20 protein-coding genes, 1 tRNA gene, 1 rRNA gene and 1 riboswitch are annotated in these 19590 nt (G+C 45.9%); of the genes, 15 read left to right on the forward strand and 7 right to left on the reverse strand.

Going from position 1 to position 19590, the window contains the following annotated elements:
* The first annotated feature begins 16 nt into the window (after positions 1-16).
* The 10 genes from rrf (at position 17) to ACETMN_RS00470 (ending at position 8655) form a co-directional block, all read left to right on the forward strand.
* Positions 17-133: ribosomal RNA gene (gene rrf / locus ACETMN_RS00425) — 5S ribosomal RNA — on the forward strand.
* Between the two features lie 367 nt (positions 134-500).
* Entirely contained in the window at positions 501-1958 is a 1458-nt protein-coding gene (gene guaB / locus ACETMN_RS00430) for an IMP dehydrogenase (protein WP_036607306.1), read from the forward strand.
* A gap of 417 nt (positions 1959-2375) precedes the next feature.
* Entirely contained in the window at positions 2376-3764 is a 1389-nt protein-coding gene (locus ACETMN_RS00435; protein WP_091020220.1) for a D-alanyl-D-alanine carboxypeptidase family protein, read from the forward strand.
* Positions 3765-3981: 217 nt separating this feature from the next.
* On the forward strand, positions 3982-4572 hold the full coding sequence (pdxT, locus tag ACETMN_RS00440) for a pyridoxal 5'-phosphate synthase glutaminase subunit PdxT (protein WP_036671585.1): 591 nt from the start codon (positions 3982-3984) through the stop codon (positions 4570-4572).
* Between the two features lie 274 nt (positions 4573-4846).
* On the forward strand, positions 4847-6130 hold the full coding sequence (gene serS, locus ACETMN_RS00445; protein ID WP_091020218.1) for a serine--tRNA ligase: 1284 nt from the start codon (positions 4847-4849) through the stop codon (positions 6128-6130).
* A 198-nt stretch (positions 6131-6328) separates the two neighbouring features.
* Positions 6329-6417 (forward strand) — tRNA-Ser (locus ACETMN_RS00450).
* 191 nt (positions 6418-6608) lie between these two features.
* The gene (locus ACETMN_RS00455; RefSeq protein WP_036607297.1) at positions 6609-6947 is read left to right on the forward strand and encodes a hypothetical protein; all 339 of its coding nucleotides are present in this window, start codon (positions 6609-6611) and stop codon (positions 6945-6947) included.
* Between the two features lie 29 nt (positions 6948-6976).
* The gene (locus ACETMN_RS00460; protein ID WP_017691325.1) at positions 6977-7153 is read left to right on the forward strand and encodes a hypothetical protein; all 177 of its coding nucleotides are present in this window, start codon (positions 6977-6979) and stop codon (positions 7151-7153) included.
* A gap of 21 nt (positions 7154-7174) precedes the next feature.
* Positions 7175-7327 (forward strand): small acid-soluble spore protein P, encoded by a 153-nt coding sequence (locus ACETMN_RS00465; RefSeq protein ID WP_091020216.1) that lies wholly within the window; start codon positions 7175-7177, stop codon positions 7325-7327.
* Between the two features lie 233 nt (positions 7328-7560).
* A complete protein-coding gene (locus ACETMN_RS00470; RefSeq protein WP_047841148.1) occupies positions 7561-8655 on the forward strand; it encodes a hypothetical protein in 1095 nt (364 codons plus the stop codon).
* 260 nt (positions 8656-8915) lie between these two features.
* Here the strand turns inward: ACETMN_RS00470 and ACETMN_RS00475 are convergent, their stop codons facing one another.
* Complete coding sequence (locus ACETMN_RS00475; protein WP_091020214.1) at positions 8916-9485, reverse strand: GNAT family N-acetyltransferase; 570 nt, start codon at positions 9483-9485, stop codon at positions 8916-8918.
* Positions 9486-9528: 43 nt separating this feature from the next.
* Complete coding sequence (tadA, locus tag ACETMN_RS00480) at positions 9529-10035, reverse strand: tRNA adenosine(34) deaminase TadA (RefSeq protein ID WP_091020213.1); 507 nt, start codon at positions 10033-10035, stop codon at positions 9529-9531.
* 332 nt (positions 10036-10367) lie between these two features.
* On the opposite strand from tadA, the gene ACETMN_RS00485 reads away from it, so the two are divergent.
* Entirely contained in the window at positions 10368-12707 is a 2340-nt protein-coding gene (locus ACETMN_RS00485; RefSeq protein ID WP_091020222.1) for an ATP-binding protein, read from the forward strand.
* Between the two features lie 18 nt (positions 12708-12725).
* Positions 12726-13427 (forward strand): pseudouridine synthase, encoded by a 702-nt coding sequence (locus ACETMN_RS00490; protein WP_091020211.1) that lies wholly within the window; start codon positions 12726-12728, stop codon positions 13425-13427.
* A gap of 196 nt (positions 13428-13623) precedes the next feature.
* Here ACETMN_RS00490 and motB read toward each other — a convergent pair whose 3' ends face one another.
* Together motB and motA are read right to left on the reverse strand one after the other, a co-directional pair.
* On the reverse strand, positions 13624-14442 hold the full coding sequence (motB, locus tag ACETMN_RS00495) for a flagellar motor protein MotB (protein WP_091020209.1): 819 nt from the start codon (positions 14440-14442) through the stop codon (positions 13624-13626).
* Positions 14429-15229 carry a flagellar motor stator protein MotA gene (gene motA, locus ACETMN_RS00500; RefSeq protein ID WP_017691317.1) on the reverse strand — a complete coding sequence of 267 codons (801 nt, stop codon included), beginning with the start codon at positions 15227-15229 and terminating at the stop codon, positions 14429-14431. The genes motB and motA overlap by 14 nt, the downstream gene beginning before the upstream one ends.
* Positions 15230-15461: 232 nt before the next feature.
* On the opposite strand from motA, the gene ACETMN_RS00505 reads away from it, so the two are divergent.
* The 3 genes from ACETMN_RS00505 to rbsK all read left to right on the forward strand — a co-directional run bounded on the left by ACETMN_RS00505 (position 15462) and on the right by rbsK (position 17330).
* Positions 15462-15755 (forward strand): hypothetical protein, encoded by a 294-nt coding sequence (locus ACETMN_RS00505; RefSeq protein WP_091020207.1) that lies wholly within the window; start codon positions 15462-15464, stop codon positions 15753-15755.
* Between the two features lie 250 nt (positions 15756-16005).
* The gene (locus ACETMN_RS00510; RefSeq protein ID WP_017691315.1) at positions 16006-16302 is read left to right on the forward strand and encodes a 4a-hydroxytetrahydrobiopterin dehydratase; all 297 of its coding nucleotides are present in this window, start codon (positions 16006-16008) and stop codon (positions 16300-16302) included.
* A 44-nt stretch (positions 16303-16346) separates the two neighbouring features.
* Positions 16347-17330 carry a ribokinase gene (rbsK, locus tag ACETMN_RS00515; RefSeq protein WP_091020206.1) on the forward strand — a complete coding sequence of 328 codons (984 nt, stop codon included), beginning with the start codon at positions 16347-16349 and terminating at the stop codon, positions 17328-17330.
* Positions 17331-17404: 74 nt separating this feature from the next.
* Here rbsK and ACETMN_RS00520 read toward each other — a convergent pair whose 3' ends face one another.
* The 3 genes from ACETMN_RS00520 to ACETMN_RS00530 all read right to left on the reverse strand — a co-directional run bounded on the left by ACETMN_RS00520 (position 17405) and on the right by ACETMN_RS00530 (position 19232).
* Entirely contained in the window at positions 17405-17761 is a 357-nt protein-coding gene (locus ACETMN_RS00520) for a c-type cytochrome (protein ID WP_036607288.1), read from the reverse strand.
* Positions 17762-17911: 150 nt separating this feature from the next.
* On the reverse strand, positions 17912-18406 hold the full coding sequence (locus tag ACETMN_RS00525) for a GNAT family N-acetyltransferase (RefSeq protein WP_091020204.1): 495 nt from the start codon (positions 18404-18406) through the stop codon (positions 17912-17914).
* Between the two features lie 355 nt (positions 18407-18761).
* Entirely contained in the window at positions 18762-19232 is a 471-nt protein-coding gene (locus tag ACETMN_RS00530; RefSeq protein WP_036607285.1) for a C40 family peptidase, read from the reverse strand.
* Positions 19233-19235: 3 nt separating this feature from the next.
* Positions 19236-19373, reverse strand: a riboswitch (cyclic di-AMP (ydaO/yuaA leader).
* Between the last annotated feature and the right edge of the window lie 217 nt (positions 19374-19590).

Below are 19590 nucleotides of genomic sequence, written 5' to 3' on the forward strand. Positions count from 1 at the left end.
TAAGCACAGCTATGCGTTTGGTGGCGATGGCGGAGGGGTTCCACACGTACCCATCCCGAACACGACCGTTAAGCCCTCTAGCGCCGATGGTACTTGGACCGCAGGGTCCTGGGAGAGTAGGACGCCGCCAAGCGAAGAACCACTGCCGATGTTATTCGGTGGTGGTTTTTATTATATAGATTTATTAAGCAGTTTGGGATTGAAATACAGATTGAATTTGGTAATTTATCAGCACAATAGGATGTATAAAATTAACGTTATTCGATACGAATTGACGTTTTTTTGCGTAATAAATAGACTTGTCCGCTCTGGAAAAACAGTTGTGTTCATCAGGCAATACACCTGATATAACCAAGTACTTTTCCTTGACAGTCTAAATATCGCTTTGCTAAGATGGCAATAATAAATTTTTCAGAAAACGTATTTTCGGCGTAAAATACAGCCTGGAATCTTCGGGTTTTGGACCGTAAAGCTGAGCAAACATAAGGAGGAACACTTGCGTGTGGGAAGATAAATTTGGTAAGGAAGGCCTCACCTTTGATGATGTATTGCTAGTGCCACGGAAATCCGAGACACTGCCTAAAGAAGTAGATGTATCTATTCGTTTGAGCGATACTGTAAAGCTAAATATTCCTTTGATCAGTGCGGGTATGGATACAGTAACTGAAGCGACATTGGCTATTGCCATTGCACGTGAAGGCGGCATCGGTATTATCCATAAAAATATGTCAGTTGAACAACAGGCAGAAGAAGTAGATCGTGTTAAACGTTCGGAGAGTGGTGTTATTACGAATCCATTCTCACTGACGGCAGATCATCTGGTATCTGATGCGGAAGCAGTAATGGCAAAATATCGGATCTCTGGTGTACCTATTATTGAAGGAGATCAGAAGCTGGTTGGTATTTTGACTAATCGCGATTTGCGTTTTATCCATGATTACGGCATCAAAATTAGCGAAGTCATGACTCATGAGAATCTGGTTACCGCTCCTGTTGGCACTACACTGCAAGAAGCTGAAGGTATCCTTCAGAAGCACAAGATTGAGAAACTTCCATTAGTTGATGAGACAAACACGTTGAAAGGTCTTATCACGATTAAAGATATTGAGAAAGCCATTCAATTCCCTCATGCAGCCAAAGACGCTCAAGGACGTTTGTTGGTTGGTGCAGCAATTGGTATTTCCAAAGATACATTTGAACGTGCAGATGCTTTGGTACAAGCTGGTGTCGACCTGATTACGGTAGACTCGGCTCACGGACACCACATCAATATCATTGAAGCTGTGCGTCAGCTTCGTGAACGTTTCCCTAGTCTGACCATCGTTGCAGGTAACGTCGCTACTGGCGCTGCCACTCGTGACCTGATCGAAGCAGGGGCTTCGGTAGTCAAAGTGGGTATTGGTCCAGGTTCGATTTGTACAACACGTGTTATTGCTGGTATTGGTGTACCTCAAGTAACTGCAGTGTACGATTGTGCAACAGTGGCACGCGAATATGGAGTTCCGATTATCGCGGATGGCGGAATTAAATATTCTGGTGAAATTACGAAGGCACTGGCTGCAGGCGCACACGCGGTGATGCTGGGAAGTTTGTTTGCCGGCACAGCGGAAAGCCCGGGGGAAACTGAAATCTTCCAAGGACGTAGCTACAAAGTATACCGCGGTATGGGTTCAATGGCTGCAATGAAACAAGGTAGTAAAGATCGTTACTTCCAAGATGATGACAAGAAACTGGTTCCGGAAGGAATCGAAGGTCGTGTCGCTTACAAAGGACCATTGTCTGATACGATCCACCAACTGATTGGTGGTCTGCGTTCGGGTATGGGATACTGTGGTACAAGTAACTTGGAGCAACTTCGTAACGATACAGGCTTTATCCGAATTACAGGTGCGGGACTTCGCGAAAGTCATCCCCATGATGTACAGATTACCAAAGAAGCACCTAACTACTCGTTGTAATCTGAAGAGAGTTAATTATTTCCAGGGCAGGCTCGGTGATTTTCACCGGGTCTGTCTTTTTTTGCAGATACCCCTGTGATAGAATAGAACAAGCGGTGACGATCCAAGGGTGGATTAAGGCGTTGCGGCGGCTATTTGACGTGAATCTATGAACATGCTTTTGAAAAGCAAATGCAGTGCCAGAAAAGGCTGCCAGTTAAACAGAAGCGCGGACGTCCTTTTTACATAAGCATTTGGAAAATGCGGACTAAGTGACAATCGATAACGAACTTTAGGAGCAATAATATTGCTCGTTCGATACAGCGCATATAGCACACATCTCATACATCAAACACGCAGGTTAGGGAACAAGAAAATCGCAGCATAAGCTGCACTGAAGCAATTAACAATGCTTTGGATCGAAGGGAGTATTCATCATTGAAAGCCAAACACATGAATAAAAAGAAACGCCAAATTCTCAAAAAGAGCGTAGCCTCGGTAATGCTAATTAACATGCTTTGCATGTCTGCAGTCATGCCGGTCATGGCTGCTGCGGATAACTCCGGTCAGGTTCTAACTGCTGCGGCAACAACAACGAAGACGGAGAAAGCCGTACAGGTGCCTGGGGTAGACTCACTTGGGCTTGAGGTTAGATCAGCGGTGCTAATGGAAGCATCAACGGGACAGATTCTACTAAATGTCGATGCGGATAAAGCGATGCCACCTGCAAGTATGACCAAGATGATGACAGAGTACATTGTCGCAGAACAGGTCAAACAAGGTAAATTCGGCTGGGACGATATTGTAACTGTTAAAAAGAATGCTGCACAAAGTATCGGGTCGCGAATTTTCCTCGCGGAAGGTGATCAGCACACAGTTAAGGATCTCTATATTGCAATGGCTGTTGGCTCTGCCAATGATGCTACGGTTGCTTTGGCTGAGTATGTTGCGGGTTCGGAAGAAGCTTTCGTGAAAATGATGAATGATGAAGCCAAGCGCATGGGCATGAAAGATACGTTCTTCATCAACTCTTCCGGTCTGGATCGAGCAGATATGCCTGCTGATTTCCGCCCAGCTGAAGACAAGGAAACGGTGATGTCCGCTCTGGATGCTGCAATTCTATGCCGATATATCATCATGGATCACCCGGACTACAAAGATTTCACAACGATTCAATCCTATAAGTTCCGTCCCAATGATAAAGCTCCAATTATCAATTACAACTGGATGCTGGAAGCGAATAAAAATATAACCAATTTCAAAAGCTATGCCTATGAAGGTCTGGATGGAATGAAAACAGGCCATACCACGAACGCAGGTAATAACTTTACAGGTACAGCAGAACGTAACGGTATGCGTCTAATTAGTGTTGTTATGGGCACAGATTCGGAATCCGCACGTTTCAGAGAAACTAAAAAGGTATTGGACTATGGATTTAACAACTTTGAAGTGAAACAGGCTGTTGCAGGCAAGACCAAAGTGACGGGCTGGGAAGCGGTACCTTTGAAAAAAGGGAAAGAAACAACCGTTCCTGTTGTAACAGATAATGCGGTAAGTTTCGTTGTACCCAAAGGTACTCAGAACCTGGATGTGACGTTCAAAGCCAACGTAACTGAGGCTGATAAGTTGGTAGCACCACTCAAGGCAGGTACAAAGGTTGGTACAGTAACGTACACGTATAAAGCAGATGGAATTGAGCCACAGGAAAAAACAGTGAACTTGATCACTGCTGAAGAGGCTGAAAAAGGCGGATGGTTCCGTTTGTTCTTCCGTGCCGTGAAGGATTTCTTCGTGGATCTTTTTGACGGAATCAAAAACTTGTTCTAACCCTTAGCAGACTTCATGCAAAGAGTATGATCATGATTTTATTGCTTACATGGTCATATCATTGACAAAATACAAGTTATTCCGACCGGATGGATTGTATATTTACAATTTTTCCGGTAAAATATCAAGTTAGAATTCACGTATGATGAAGTAAAAAAGTACAATGTTCGTTTACCGTATGCAAGATCGTGGCTGGTAAGAGAAGGGGAATGAGCGTATGAAGATCGGCGTTTTAGCACTTCAAGGAGCTGTCACAGAGCATATTCGAAGTATTGAACGTGCTGGAGCAGAAGGTATAGCTATCAAACAGGTTCAGCAATTGGAAGACTTGGATGGTCTTATCCTTCCTGGTGGGGAAAGCACGACGATCGGTAAACTGATGCGCAAGTATGGGTTTATGGATGCCATTCGGGCGTTTGCTGCTGAGGGCAAACCGGTATTTGGTACCTGTGCTGGCTTGATCGTTATGGCTAAACACATTGCAGGGCAAGAAGAAGCTCATTTGGAGCTAATGGATATGACAGTATCCCGAAATGCATTTGGACGGCAGAGAGAGAGTTTTGAGACGGATTTGCCAGTCAAAGGCATTGAGGAAACGGTAAGGGCTGTATTTATACGGGCGCCCTTGATTGAGAGTGTCGGAGACCAGGTGGAGGTTCTCTCCACATACAAGGATGAGATTGTTACGGCTCGTCAGGGACATTTGTTGGCTTGCTCCTACCATCCGGAATTGACGGATGACTATCGTCTGCATACTTATTTTGTAGACATGGCCAGATCCTACAAACACACGGTAGACTCTAAATAATGCATGATGTACAACCTATGATCTCCCGGTCATCGGATCACTTCCCCAGAGGCCGTGTAAGGCCACTGGTTGGCAGTTGCATCTGAACGGATGCCTTGATGTTGCCTGTATCTGCTTCATAGCGGGAATCGCAGCGGAGGGTGACAAGGGGGATATAGGTTGTTTTTTGGGTTACAGGTTCCGATAAGTATATAGTAAGGTGTATACAATAGAGTTTTGAGAATGGATTTAACATAAGGCTTCACGTTGTGAGGTTATTTAGGAGGGGTATATCGTGCTTGATGTGAAAATATTGCGGAATGAGTATGCACGTGTAGAAGAAGCGTTGACTAAACGTGGCAAATCGCTGGATCTTATCGCTGGATTTACCGAGATGGATGCCAAGCGTCGGGAGTTGCTTCAAGAGAGTGAAACACTGAAGAGTCGTCGGAATACAGTCTCCGCGGAAGTTGCTAGACTGAAGAAGAATCGTGAGAATGCTGATGATCTGATTGTGGAGATGCGTGAAGTCTCTGATCGAATCAAAGCCATGGACGAGGAAGTTCGGGAACTGGAAGTAAAGATCAATGATCTCACAATGGCGATTCCTAATATTCCTAACGAAAGCGTACCGATTGGAGCTTCTGAAGATGACAATGTTGAGATTCGTCGTTGGGAAGAGCCGAAGTCATTTACTTTTGCACCAAAAGCACACTGGGAAATTGCGCAGGATCTCGATATTCTTGATTTTGAAGCGGCTGCCAAAGTAACAGGTTCACGTTTTACCTTCTATAAAGGATTAGGCGCACGTCTGGAACGTGCATTGATTAACTTCATGATGGATCTTCACAGCGATCAACATGGATATGAAGAGATTCTGCCTCCATACATCGTTAATCGGGATAGCTTGTTTGGAACAGGTCAACTGCCCAAGTTTGAAGAAGATCTGTTCAAGTTGAAAGATACCGAATATTATCTGATTCCTACTGCTGAAGTTCCGGTAACGAACTATCATCGCGAAGAGATTCTGAATGTAGATCAATTGCCGAAGCACTTCGTGGCATACAGCTCTTGTTTCCGTTCTGAAGCCGGTTCAGCTGGACGGGATACACGCGGCTTGATTCGTCAGCATCAATTCAACAAAGTAGAGCTACTCAAGCTCTCTACTCCGGAGACTTCGTATGAAGAGCTGGAGCAAATGACTCAAAATGCGGAGCGTGTGCTTCAATTGTTGGGCTTGCCGTATCGCGTCCTGACTTTGTGCACGGCAGATATGGGCTTCACTTCAGCTAAAACGTATGATATTGAAGTATGGTTGCCTGAGAGCGACACTTATCGTGAGATTTCTTCGTGCTCCAACTGTGAAGACTTCCAGGCACGTCGTGCCAATATCCGTTTCCGCAGAGAGCCAAAAGCCAAACCGGAATTTGTTCATACATTGAACGGGTCAGGATTGGCCGTTGGACGGACGGTAGCTGCTATCCTGGAGAACTATCAACAGGAAGATGGTACGGTTGTCATTCCTGAAGCATTACGTCCTTATATGGGCGGTGCAAGTGTGATTGCACATCGCTCTTAAGTAAGAGTTAGCTAACCTTCCTCATCAAAGGGAATACAAATTCAATCCGTCATTTTGGAATGGCGGATTGGAGTGTTTTGTATAACTGAAGCAGTTGTCTGATACGGGATCATCATTTTTAATATAAAAAGGTTGCATTATAATGTCGAGATGTGGTATGATACTTTTCGTGGCAAGTTTATAAAAGTTAATTTCCCTGGAGAGGTACCGAAGCGGTCATAACGGGGCGGTCTTGAAAACCGTTAGGGGGCAACTCCACGTGGGTTCGAATCCCACCCTCTCCGCCATACTACACTTATAACAAGGATTCGAGCGATTTCGCTTGGGTCCTTTTTTGCGTTGTGAGTTTGTCCGGGGTAGTGAGCATACAGGTTGGTAACCGACATATACGTTGCAAAGTACAACGTTTATTTAGAATAGGGCTAACATGTATAAAAACATCTTCATCGCCGCACTTTATAGGAGTGGAGGTGGTAAGATGAACCGCGAGTTAAACATCGATCAGACAGAGCTTGTAGGGGCTTGGCAAGAACGTTTGCCTCAAGTCCTGAATGTTGGAGACCAGGCTCAGGTAATGGCCGATGAAGCCGATCAGCAGGCGATTCGGATACACATTGCTACAGCAGGGCACGAGATGTACTCTTTTGATTTCAAATGTGCATATGTCGATTCCCGTGAAGTCAGCGTACAGCTGATTGATGTGGAACGGGATGGACGGACGACGGATGAGCGTACAGAACCGATTCAGGAACTGGCTCACGATTATACACGGCACATTCATGAATGCGCCCAGTCGTTACAATCCCAGACGAGATAATAGCCTGAAATTTGAAGGAGTGAAATCAATTGACTAAAGCCAAAGCGGGAGTAGACAAAAACCTGCAAAATGTAGTCGATGATCTGGAGCAACCTGCCGTAAACAGTCATCATGCCCAGCAAATTCAGCAAGATATTAATGATCGCCGTCATCAGGATGCACTGAATCATGACAAAACGGAAGATAGGGACCCATCCCATTCCTAACAATGATGAGGGGGCAATAATATGAGCAAACCAAAAACAATTCCCGTACCGGAAGCGCAAGCATCCGAACAGCATCATCATTCATCCAAACGCACTTCCATGCAGGAACCATTATCCGGTTCCAAAAAAGTGAAAAATCAAAATCATGTGGATCATTTGAACCCCCAAGGTTAATAGAAGAAACCAAATCACGCAAAAGTCCCTTGTTACCTAACAGGGGGCTTTTGCGTATTCATACATATATAAAGACAGGCACATGGTTATTCCCAAAGCTGACATAGGTCTTTGTAGCCATTTTAAAGAGGAAAGATCACATTTTTCCCAAATTAGGTTTCGGTATCTGGTGATATGGTATATCATTGATATTGAATTACTTTTTTGGGGTTATCACGAGAGGAGAGACAAAAATGACTAAACGTATGGGGGCGCTTCTTCTTACGTTGCTGTTAACCGTATCTATGGCATTGACAGCATGTAGCAGCAAGCAGGAACCAAAAGAGGCATTGAAGACGGCTGCAGCCAATGCTTCCAAATTAACTTCGTATGAGATGAGTTCCAACTTTACAATTAATGAATTGAGCTATAAACCTGGGGATGCTTCACAAACTGATCCTACTATGACTCAGTTTATGAGCATGCTGAAGGATGCTCAGTTGAATGTAACGGGTGTATACCAAAGTGAGCCAATGCAGACAGAGATGACTCTTGGCATCGAACTTAAAGGCGACATGGGGATGACCTTTAACATCCCAATGGTGATGACGGCAGAGAAACTCTATGTGAAAGTGCCGAATATTCCGTTCTTCCCGATTCCGGAGAACGTTGTAGGCAAATTCCTGGAACTTGACCTGAAAGAACTGGCTGAGCAAGAGGGTACGGAATGGAACCCGGATGCTATGGACGCAGCCAAAACGCAAAAGCTGAGCAACGAAGTTATGGACGCAGTGCTGAGCGAGTACGATCAAGCTAAATTCTTCAAAAATCTAGACACCAAAGATGCAAAACTTCCTGAAGGTGTAGATGCGAAGCAAGTTGTACAATTCTCGGTGAATAATGACAATGTTAAAGAAGCAGTTACTGTACTGGTAACAAAAGCTATGCCTAAAGTATTGGATATTCTGTCCAAAGAGGAATATCGTGAAATGCTGCAAATGGATCAGGCTGATATCGACAAAGCTAAAGAAGATCTGAAGATCACTGAAGCAGATCAGGCTGAAATGGCTAAAGACTTGGATAAATTGAAAGATGTTCTGACAATTAACCAATTCAACATCGATTTCGCATTGGACAAAAACGACTTCCCTGTATATCAAAAGATGGTCGCTGATGTGCTGATCAAGCCAGAAGGTACAAAAGACGAAGTGAAATTGGCATTTACCGGTTCCAATACGTACACCAAGATTAACGAAAAAGCAGCATTCAAAATCAACATCCCTACTGGCGATGACGTAATTACTATGCAAGAGTTCGAAGAATTGATGAACGCTTCATACGGATACTAATCTCGCTGAGTTCAAACCGTCTGTGATTCAAGTGAAGGATAATCTTCTTCCGCTTGGATACAGGCGGTTTTTTTATGTTAGACAGCATAAGAGGGGATATCCGCAGAATGATTGATCTTTGATTTTGAATTATGGCTGGGGACATACAAATAAAACCGCACTCTCTCCTACATAACTAGGGTAGTGCGGCTTTGAATATTGAATTTGTATCGTCTTGAATTGGGAATACAGACAGCTCTGTGGTGGAGCTTCTAAATTAATTAATCCGCAAGTTCATCCAAGTCTTCAGCAAGTACAGCATAGATCTGATGATCCTGATACTTGCCATTGATCTTGAGGTATTTGCGAGCCGTACCTTCAAACTGGAATCCATTCTTCTCTAATACGCGTTGCGAACCTTTGTTGGTGGGTAGTACCGCAGCCTGAATCCGATTTAACTTCAGTGCACGGAAGCCATAAGCTACGGCCAGTTTAACCGCTGCTGTCATTCGTCCGCCACCCTGATAATCCGGATGGATAAAGTAACCCATATCCGCATAATTGGCAACGCCCAATACGACATTGTTGATACTTACTTGTCCAATCAACAGGCTGTCTTTAATGGTATAGATTCCAAATTGATATCCTGTACCATCTTCTGCTGCCCTGACCCGATCCTCAATCCGCCGAGTCTGAACATCCAGTGTATAAAAATCATTCTCTCGCACGGGTTCTACAGCTTGATAGGGGACACGTGTAACCTGAATCAGTTCCAGATAGGATTGTGTATCCTGAGATGTGAGCAACCGAAGGCTTATGCCATTGGCTGTATCATAGAGTGTTAGTGCCATTGCAGCATACTTCCTTTCTAATTGGGATGTTTGTAGTCGGGGACTACTTTAACTTTTGGCGCAGACTTCTGAAAAATTGAGTTAGCATCGTGGAGCATTCAGGCTGGAGGATATCCGGGATCACCTCCGTGCGATGGTTAAAACGAGGCTCCTGTAGCAGATTCATCAGTGTACCTGCACAGCCTGCCTTGGGATCAGCCGTACCATAGATGACGCGGGGAACTCTGGATTGTACAATTGCGCCTGCACACATCGGACAAGGTTCCAGTGTGACGTACAGGGAACAATCCAATAAACGCCAAGCCCCAATGGTCTCGCTGGCCTGACGGATAGCCACCATCTCTGCATGGGCGGTGGAATCCAGCGTAGTTTCACGCAGATTGTATCCTCGACCAATGATTTGGTTATTTTGTACGATTACAGCTCCAATCGGCACTTCCCCAAGAGCCTCAGCTTTGTAGGCCTCGGCAATGGCCTCCCGCATCCAGTGCTCATGCTGAGCTTCCTCAGATAAATGCGCAAGATCGGTCGGAAGAAAATGGTCAGTCATTACTATATAACTCCTTCCAAAATCGTTTATTCAGCGAACAAATATTCGGGTTGTTAACATGTTGTGCATAGAATTGTGGATAACCGTGTAGTTGCTCACATAGTTATAAACAAACTATCCACAAGCCTGTGGGTATGTGGATAAATACAGTGATTAATTTCATTGTAGAGTTCGAAAATGCAAAAAACAACGAATTTCGAGCTTTTCAGTCATTCGGTAACTTTTGGACACAGGTCAATTATCCTTTTCAAAAAGACATACAAGCGTTATGATGGAGATAGGTTTTGCCATATATCGCCAGAGGGTACAAGCCGAGAGGTGAACAAAAAAACTTGTCTATTAAAACGAAATTATCCATGATTATGTCGTGCTCAGTGCTCGTTATTTTAGTGTTGAATATCGCACTGAGTTATTATACTACAGAAGAGAATCTGAGGCAGGACAGTGAAACCAAGATGGTGCTCACTGCAAAGCAGATTGCAATTGCTGTCGAACAGAATCAATACAGTTCGGATTATGTAAAACGGCAGATTGGAAACAATCTGTGGCTTGCTGCTGTCATGGCAGCGGAAGAATTGGACCCGGATATTAATAATATCACAAATGAAGAACTTGTACGCTTGAGCCAAAAGGTCGGCGTCTCACATATTTCGTTAATGGAGCAGACGGATGATGACATCGTTGTTAGCCGCTCCTCAGATCCGAGAGAAATCGGGCTGTCCACCAAATCCATGACTTATTGGTATCAGGCCTTTAAGCAGTTGTTTGAAAAACAACAGGTGACGATTCCCCAAGGGCAGAAGTTGGAGCATTTCTGGTCAGATGGATTCGAATACTCGACATCCAGTCCTTCGGATATTGATATCTGGGGTTACTACCATGATGGAAAGAGAAACTACATAATCAATCCCTTCTATAATAATACGGAAGTTGATGACTATGTGAAAATCTCTAGTCCGGATGAGATTTTAAATAAAATTCGTGAGGTCAATCCCTCCATTCTGGAGATTACAGGCATCAATCCGTTGACTTTTGGCAGCCCAAACATGGGTGATGACGGAAGAGATTCTAACTTTAGCAAGTTGAATAACAGACCGATTCGTTTTGGTACATACCAGTATGGTTCTACGGATGAGGATCATCGTGCTGTGGTGCGCGCCATTCGAACAGGGCAAAATGTATCTTTTGTCAGTGAAACGCACGAACAGAAGGTACTGAAGAGTTTTATTCCCATTTTCACACCCAATCAGTCTTCCTATGTGATCAGTATTGTCATGGACTATAAGCAAATATCCTCCATGGTATCTGAGCAGTTGGTGAGCCATGCCTCCATATCGTTGGTTTTGCTGGAGATTGTGATCTTTGGCAGCTATTTGCTCGCAGGGTATATTACACGTCCGATCCAATCCATACTGGGCAAAGTGAATGATGTAGCGGATGGGCACTTTGATTTCCGTCTGAAAGTACGGAGGAAGGATGAACTTGGCCAACTGGCCAATCGTATTAATGCCATGATACGTAATCTGGGCCATTATACGAGCCGTCTGAAACAGATGTATGAAGAGAATCGAGCGGTGAAAGAGCATCTGGAGTCCATTATCAATCAGACTGCAGATGCCATTCACATTACGGATCTTGAAGGGAAAGTGCTGCGGGTTAACCGTGCATTTGAACAATTATATGGTTTTCGAAGTCGTGAGGTGGAAGGTCGTAATCTGAAGATCATCCCGCCAGAGGCAGAAGAAGAAATGAAACGCCAGCATGCCCAACTCGTTGAGGGGATGTCCATCACGTCCAACGAAACCACCTGGATGAAGAAAGACGGGACTCGGGTAGAGGTCAGTGTCAGTACGGCTCCGGTACGAGACGAGGCTGGAGAGATTACCGCGCTCATTAGTGTCTCCAGGGACATTACAAGTCGTAATAGGATGGAAGAGCTACTCAGACGCTCTGAGAAGCTTACAACCGTGGGTCAGCTTGCAGCAGGTGTTGCACATGAGATTCGTAATCCACTGACCACGCTGCGCGGGTTCCTGCAGTTACAGCAAGAGAGCAACAAGCTGAATCATCGTCATCTGGATCTGATGTTATCGGAGCTGGATCGCATCAACCTTATTGTTGGCGAATTTCTGATTCTGGCGAAACCGCAGGCGGTTCATTTTCAGAATCGGGATATTCGTTTTATTCTTGGCGATGTCATCTCGTTACTGGATAGTCAGGCGCATCTGCATGGTGTAGAATTTGTACTGCGTGCCTCATCCGATTCGGCTATGGTACACTGTGAAGAGAACCAGTTGAAGCAGGTATTCATCAATTTGCTGAAAAATGGTATGGAGGCCATGCCAAATGGAGGAAGCATCCACATCAAGCTCAAGCATGACGAACAGTCGAAACGCGTCAGAATTGAGATCAGGGATGAAGGGATCGGTATCCCGGAAGAGATGATGCCCAAGCTTGGGGAGCCTTTCTTTACGAATAAAGAGTCTGGAACAGGGCTTGGCCTGATGGTCAGTCAGCGCATTATTCAATCACATAAGGGCATGATGGATATTAAAAGCGTCATGAACAAGGGAACAACGGTTATTATTGAACTGCCTGCATCCGAGCAACAACCGGAGGTTATTGAGGTAGATCAGGTAACAGATGACACACTTACAGATGAAGAGAAATAGATGAGGTGAGATTACCTTTTGCGTATTAATAAATTTATTAGTGAAACAGGTTATTGCTCCCGGCGTGAAGCCGACAAGTTGGTGGATCGTGGGCTGGTAACTATTAATGGAGTTAAGGCTGAACTGGGCAGTCAGGCAGAAGAAGGCGACGATGTACGAATCAATGGCAAGCCGATCAAGGAAAAGAGAAAACACGTATATATCGCGCTGAATAAACCGATCGGGATCACAAGTACAACCGAGCAGCATATTCAGGGGAATATCGTTGATTTTGTCGGGCACGATGAACGTATCTTTCCAATTGGGCGCCTGGATAAGGACTCAGAAGGTCTGATCCTGATGACCAATGATGGTGATATCGTTAACCGGATTCTTAGATCAGAAGGGCGCCATGAGAAAGAGTATATCGTTACTGTTGATCGATCTGTAACCCCGAGTTTTCTTAGAGGCATGAGCACTGGGGTGAAGATCCTGGGTGAAATGACCCTGCCTTGTACAGTGACCCGGATGACGGATCGAGTATTCCGTATCATCCTGACTGAAGGAAAGAACCGTCAGATTCGGCGGATGTGTAGTGCCTTTGGTTACGAGGTTCGTAAGTTGAAGCGCATTCGGATCATGAACATCCATCTTGGAGAAATGGCGACAGGTTCATGGAGAGAGCTTACCCCTGCTGAAAAAGCGGAGTTGGGCGGTCTGTTGGACTATTCACTGGAATAGTTGATTCGAGTTCGACTAATTAACTGATTGAAGCCCTGCTTTCCGAAAAGGAGCGCAGGGCTTTTTGGTGTAGAGAAAGCTGGTCAAATAGTACGGAAATATGTAGATGAACCAGGCATAAGTCTTATATAAACCCCAAAGACCGTTCTCCTTGTACCTGGAGAACGGTCTTTGGTTAATGAATCGCTGCAGGCCTCTAGTTTCCTCCGCCAACGGCTTTTACATTTGTATTGTTACTTTGATACTTCCGAATGATAGATACCTCTACGCGGCGATTCTGTGCCCGTCCGGCGTTGGTGTCGTTACTGGCAACCGGGTGATACTCTCCATAACCACTTGGTGTGAATTTGGAAGGGTCCAATTGTGTGTTCAGCAACAGGATTTTCAGGAAGTTGAGCGCACGGTCTGCACTCAGATCCCAGTTATCCTTATATTGGTTGTTCGAAATGGGAATATTATCGGTATGACCGGATACAACCACTTCGTATTCAGGAAACTCTTGCAGCATGCTTGAAATGGCTTTGGCCAGGGATCGTGATTCAGGCTTCACATCTGCTCGCCCTGAGGAGAACAGGGCGTTATCACTGATGGTGATTTTCAATTCAGACTGATTCAGCTTGGTGTTCAGCTGGTCCGAAAGGCCGTTCTTCGATATATACTGGTCAAGCCGTTTCTTGAGCTTCTCCAGATCTTCCTGCTCTTTTTGAGCCATCTGTGCATCCGTAATCTGAGCTGGTGTTTTTTTGGTGATTTCTGTAGGTTCCTGTTTGTTCTTACCCAGATCGGCACCTGGCGTATCCGGATTCATGGACGTATGATCCAGAACACCGGAGCCTCCATTCAATGCACTGCTTAGCGCGGAAGCCATCTGCTCGAACTTGGCTGCATCGAGTGAACTCATGGAGAACAACGTGATAAACAGGGCAAGCAACAAGGTCATCAAATCAGAATAGGGAAGCAACCAGCTCTCGTCTATATGTTCTTCATGTGGTTCGTGCTTTTTAGCCTTTTTCACCTGATGATCCCTCCTTCTCTTCCAGTTGTTTACGTTCGGAAGGTGTCAGGAATACGGATAACTTTTGGTTGATGGCAATGGTGGATACACCGGATTGTATGGATAACAACCCTTCAACCATCATCAGCTTGATCTCCATTTCTTGCTTGGACATCCGCTTCAGCTTGTTAGACATCGGGTGCCATAACACGTAACCACTAAATATACCAAGGAGTGTTGCGATAAATGCTGCCGCAATCGCATGGGAGAGTTTCTCCATGTCACTGAGATCGGCAAGTGCTGCGATGAGACCTACAACGGCCCCGAGAACCCCGAGCGTTGGCGCGTACATCCCCGCCTGGGCGAAGATCAAGGCACCGCCGCGGTGGCGCTCCTCTGTAGCATGAATATCTTCCATCAGTACATCACTTACAAATTCCTGATCGTTGCCGTCGATAATCATACGCATACCGCCACGAAGGAACTGATCGTCAATCTCTTCTACTTTTGATTCCAGTGCAAGCAAACCTTCACGACGGGTAGTGGAAGCCCAATCCATAAACGTGCCGATCAGAGACACTCGATCAATTAGTACTTGATTTTTGAAAATAATCCCGAAAAGCTTAGGGATTTTCTTAACTTCTGACATAGGAAATGCAATAAAAATGGTTCCTGCCGTACCTACAAAGATAATAACGTAGGCTGCCGGATTGTTAACCAGGTTGATTAAGGGCGCACCCTTCAGGAACATACCGAGTACAAGGGAGACCAGACCAAAAACTAGTCCAATAATCGTTGAAATGTTCATCATACACCTCATCCATGAGATAAAATTGAATCCTTTCAAGCGGCTGTATTCGGGCTTCCGGACGAATTTTGGCCGCAATCCGTTCAATGTTAGGCATTCCTTACGGTTGCTAAAACAGTTAAAACGGTCATATATGTATTTATCGACCAGAAGGCCTTTTTTTTTAAGGGCTATTTTCAGGTATAATAAGATCAAATCCGCTCCTCAGGGGCCGAATAGGAGTGAAAAGCCAATGGGCGTAAAGCATGGACGGGATTATGAAGGAATTTTGACAGATCTGACAACGGCAATCGGACGCATACCGGATCGGTATGTTTTCTTTGAAATGGACGCGGAAGAGTGGGATAGACTGGCTGCATCTGACCAACTTGAAGTGGATGAGGCGTTGGCGGAGGATTTGTTCTATGCGCTGGGCGAGGAGTCCGTTATTCCGGTTGGAAGTGGCGTGGTCATCCATGATAAGGAACAGCACCGCATTCATATTTTGATCGGGGAAGAAGAGTTGACATTTGTACCTTTAATTTAGTGTGTTCACATGCATTTTCAGGGGTCTAAATGGAATTGGAATTTCCCTCAAAGCCTTATGGTTAGTGGTTCTAAGCCACGTAGTTGATTGAATTTTGAAGCTTGTCCGTGGTAAGATGTTAGTCGTGAAATGGGCCAACCGCATGGCGGTGAGCCTGGCCTTTGAGGTTGCTGTTGATAGCGCTGAAGGTGTCGGTGGTTATACGGACGCATGTCTGTAATGTACCATCCTATGGGGAGGAAGATAACGCATGGTTTTTTCGCAAGAGGAAGTCGAAGCTCATCTGGGAAGGCTAGAAGGCTGGGAACTGGAAGAGGGACGGTGGATTGTACGTAAATTCGTGTTCTCCAACTACATGAAAGGGATTGCATTTGTGGATGAGGTCGCTGCGATCTCGGAAGCATTCAATCATCATCCTTTTATTACGATTGATTATACAACGGTTACGCTGCGTCTCACATCATGGGATGCGGGTGGTATCACATCTGTAGATATCAAGGAAGCAGGGCAATATAACGAAGCTTATGACAAAATGAGGTCGCAATAACGAGGTCGGTTATTATCACGCGGCCAGAAGTGAGTGAACCATATATGTCAGACTATAATCAGAAACAACCTCTTATTGCTGTCGTAGGCAGTCTCAATATGGATCTTGTGGTGAAGACAGACACGATTCCGGAAGAGGGAGAGACAGTGAGCGGTGAGGAGCTGCATTATCTCGCTGGTGGCAAAGGGGCGAACCAGGCTGTTGCCGCTGCGCGTCTGGGTGGACAGACTACGATGATTGGTGCGGTGGGATCGGACGGTTTTGGCGAACGTCTGCTGCACAGTCTGACGGAAAGTGGTGCAGATGCCTCGCAGGTTCGCATCTTGGAAGACACGGTTACAGGGACGGCTTCCATCTGGCTCTCTCGGGGAGACAACCGGATTATCGTTATTCCTGGTGCAAATGGGCAAGTGGTGCCTGAGATGCTGGAAGAGGCGGATACGGTAAAAAGCCTGACTGCAGCCGCAGCGGTGCTGCTGCAGCTGGAGATCCCGCTGCCAGCGGTTACCCGCGCCGCCCAACTGGCGGCTGAAGGCAGCGCACTGGTGGTGCTCAACCCGGCTCCCGCGGTGCCGGGTCTGCCCCAGGAGCTCCTGCGGTGCGTCGACGTTGTCACGCCGAACCGCAGTGAGCTTGCCGTGCTTACCGGCCGGGATCATCTCCGGCCGGAAGACCTGGATGCGGCGGTCGCAGAGCTCGCCGCATCCCTCGGGGCCGCTGTCGTCACGACGCTCGGCCCCGAGGGGGCTGTGTACGCGGCAGCGCCTGGTGGCCGCGTACAGGCAGGGCGTGCCGGCGCATGCCGTGCGCCCGGCTACGCCGTAAGCGCCGTCGATACGACCGGCGCTGGCGATTGCTTCAATGGCGCGTTGGCGGTAGCCCTCGCGCGCGGTGAGACGTTGGACGCGGCCGTAGGCTTTGCCATGGGTGCGGCCGCGTTATCCGTGACGAAGCTCGGCGCCCAGTCCGGGATGCCGTTCGCACGTGAAGTGGAGGCCTTTCTGGACGAGCATGCGGCAAAGGCTTAATAATTGATATAACAAAGAGGCTCTTACTCTCCGAAAAGGGGATTAAGGGCCTCTTTGTTATGCGTGTGCAGAGATTATTTCTTCTCTGAAAGCCACATGGCGATATTTGCAATCTCTTCATCTTGCAGCTTGCCCTTGAAGGAAGGCATGCCACCTTTACCTTTGACAATCGTAGAATAGATCTTCTCCAGATCATCCTGGCTGCCGATGTTTGCCAGAGCAGGTCCTACGCCACCTTGCAGCTGATCCCCGTGACAGGAGATACAATTGGCTTTGACCAGTGCTTCAGCCTGTCCGGCATCCAATGTGACTTCCGGCATGGTTGGCTTGGCTTCTTCAGCCACTTCTTCTTTCCCTGGAAGCGTAAACATTAAAACAATAGCTAAAGCGCATGCTGCAAAAAATACTCCGCTCATGATCCATTTGTGCATCCCTTATGTCCCCTCCAGAATGAAAGATCATCTAACCTAAAACTATCCATATCATTATAACGGAACCTGTACTGACATCATAGCATTTTGTGGGAAAATTTTGAACTAATCACATAACAAGGCGCAAATTTAGTTGTTTTGCAAGAGATTCTAATCACGAGGCCCTTCATAAACCATACAGTGAAAGGGCTTTAAGCCGCTTGGGGTCTGTCGTTCGTATGTATCCTGGGTGACAAATCCACTCTTCAGATAGACTTGAATGGCACGAGCATTCCAAGTGAGCACTTCCAGATCGATCTCATTCTTCGGATTTCGGCGAATGGCTTCCTGTACAATGGCCGTGACAAAAGCTGTCCCTTGACCCTGACCACACAGCTCTGGATGCATGCCGAGGCCAATCCGGGTTACCCCTTGAAGTGGGAAGTATTGAGCAAATCCACATATACGATCGTTCTGATCCAGGACGATTGCATATTGCTCCTGTCGCAGCTGTGCATCTCCGAATTCCACTTCCAGAGCTTTCATCTGCTCCCAGGGGAGCCAGCTGTAGATATTGTAAGGCGGATCATACTGCCAACTGCAGATGAGCTCCGCATGTTCTTCTCGCATGGGTACAACGTGAAACGTCACAGGGGCTTCCTTCATACACTTGCATGCTCCTTTCCTTGAAACAGAACTCTTTGTCCACTCTACAAAAGTGATGTTCTTTTAGCAAGTCTTCCTTCCCCAGAAAAAAAATGAAACAAAAGTTCCGGTAATTTCGTTTATATTATAACGGGATGGGTAAAAACATCATAAGGGCACGGACGAACGAACGCAAAATGAACCTGTTGATGTCGCAGGATATACCCAGAGTATACCTTGCAACATGAATAAGGATTGAAGCACAAAAAAACCGCCGGATACATTCCTGCGGAGAATGTACCGGGCGGTTCTGTTATGCTTCTTGCTTCGTTCCAGTATGGTTAATGGTTACAGCATTATGTTGCTCAGCTTGTCCCTAGTCAAGGGCCAGTGATTCATATGCGTCCGTGCTCATAATCCGTTTCGCGCCAACATAACGATTGGCCCAATAGTTTTCACTCAATGCACTGATCGTAACGCCTTTGGAAGAAGAGGAGTGTGCAAACTTTCCATCCCCTACAAAGATTCCTACATGGGATACGCCTTTACCTGTTGTATTAAAGAACACCAGATCGCCAGCTCTCATTTCCATGCGGGATACAGAATCGCCCATGTCGAATTGGGAACTGGATTGGCGTGCCAAATCAATACCCAACTTGTCGAATACATACCGTGTAAATCCGGAGCAGTCAAAGCCGTTAAGCGTTGTTCCCCCACTTTTGTATGTAGTTCCCATTGCTGAATCAATTACTGTGTCCATCTTTGAATCTGCGAATGCGCTACCTGCACCAAGCGATAAAGCGAATGTGATGCTAAGTACAGCTGCGGTTAATTTCTTCTTGAACAAGAGATATTCCCCTTCCAATGCCTGCGAGGTTAGCTTAAGGATTCGGTTGAAGGTCCCCTATGATCCCTCTGTAGCAAGATCAATTCACCCATAACTGGTTCCCCCGCTTCCCAGGTGCCAGGAATTTGGCTGTGCTAGTTATGCACCTGCGAAATCAAGAAATGACGATTTAATTTTAAGTAGTTACAAATATGAATGTAAAGATTACAAAGTTGTTACTAAAAACTCACTGCGATTATTGTAACAGAGGAGTACGGCTTTGGCAACGTTTAGCAACAAATTTAGCAAAAAAAACCTCGACCTTTGACGGGGAAAGGTTGAGGTTTGCCTATTTATAAGTACATATTAGGCCATGAGT

Source organism: Paenibacillus sp. M2, assembly GCF_046713495.1.
GTDB lineage: Bacteria > Bacillota > Bacilli > Paenibacillales > Paenibacillaceae > Paenibacillus > Paenibacillus amylolyticus_B.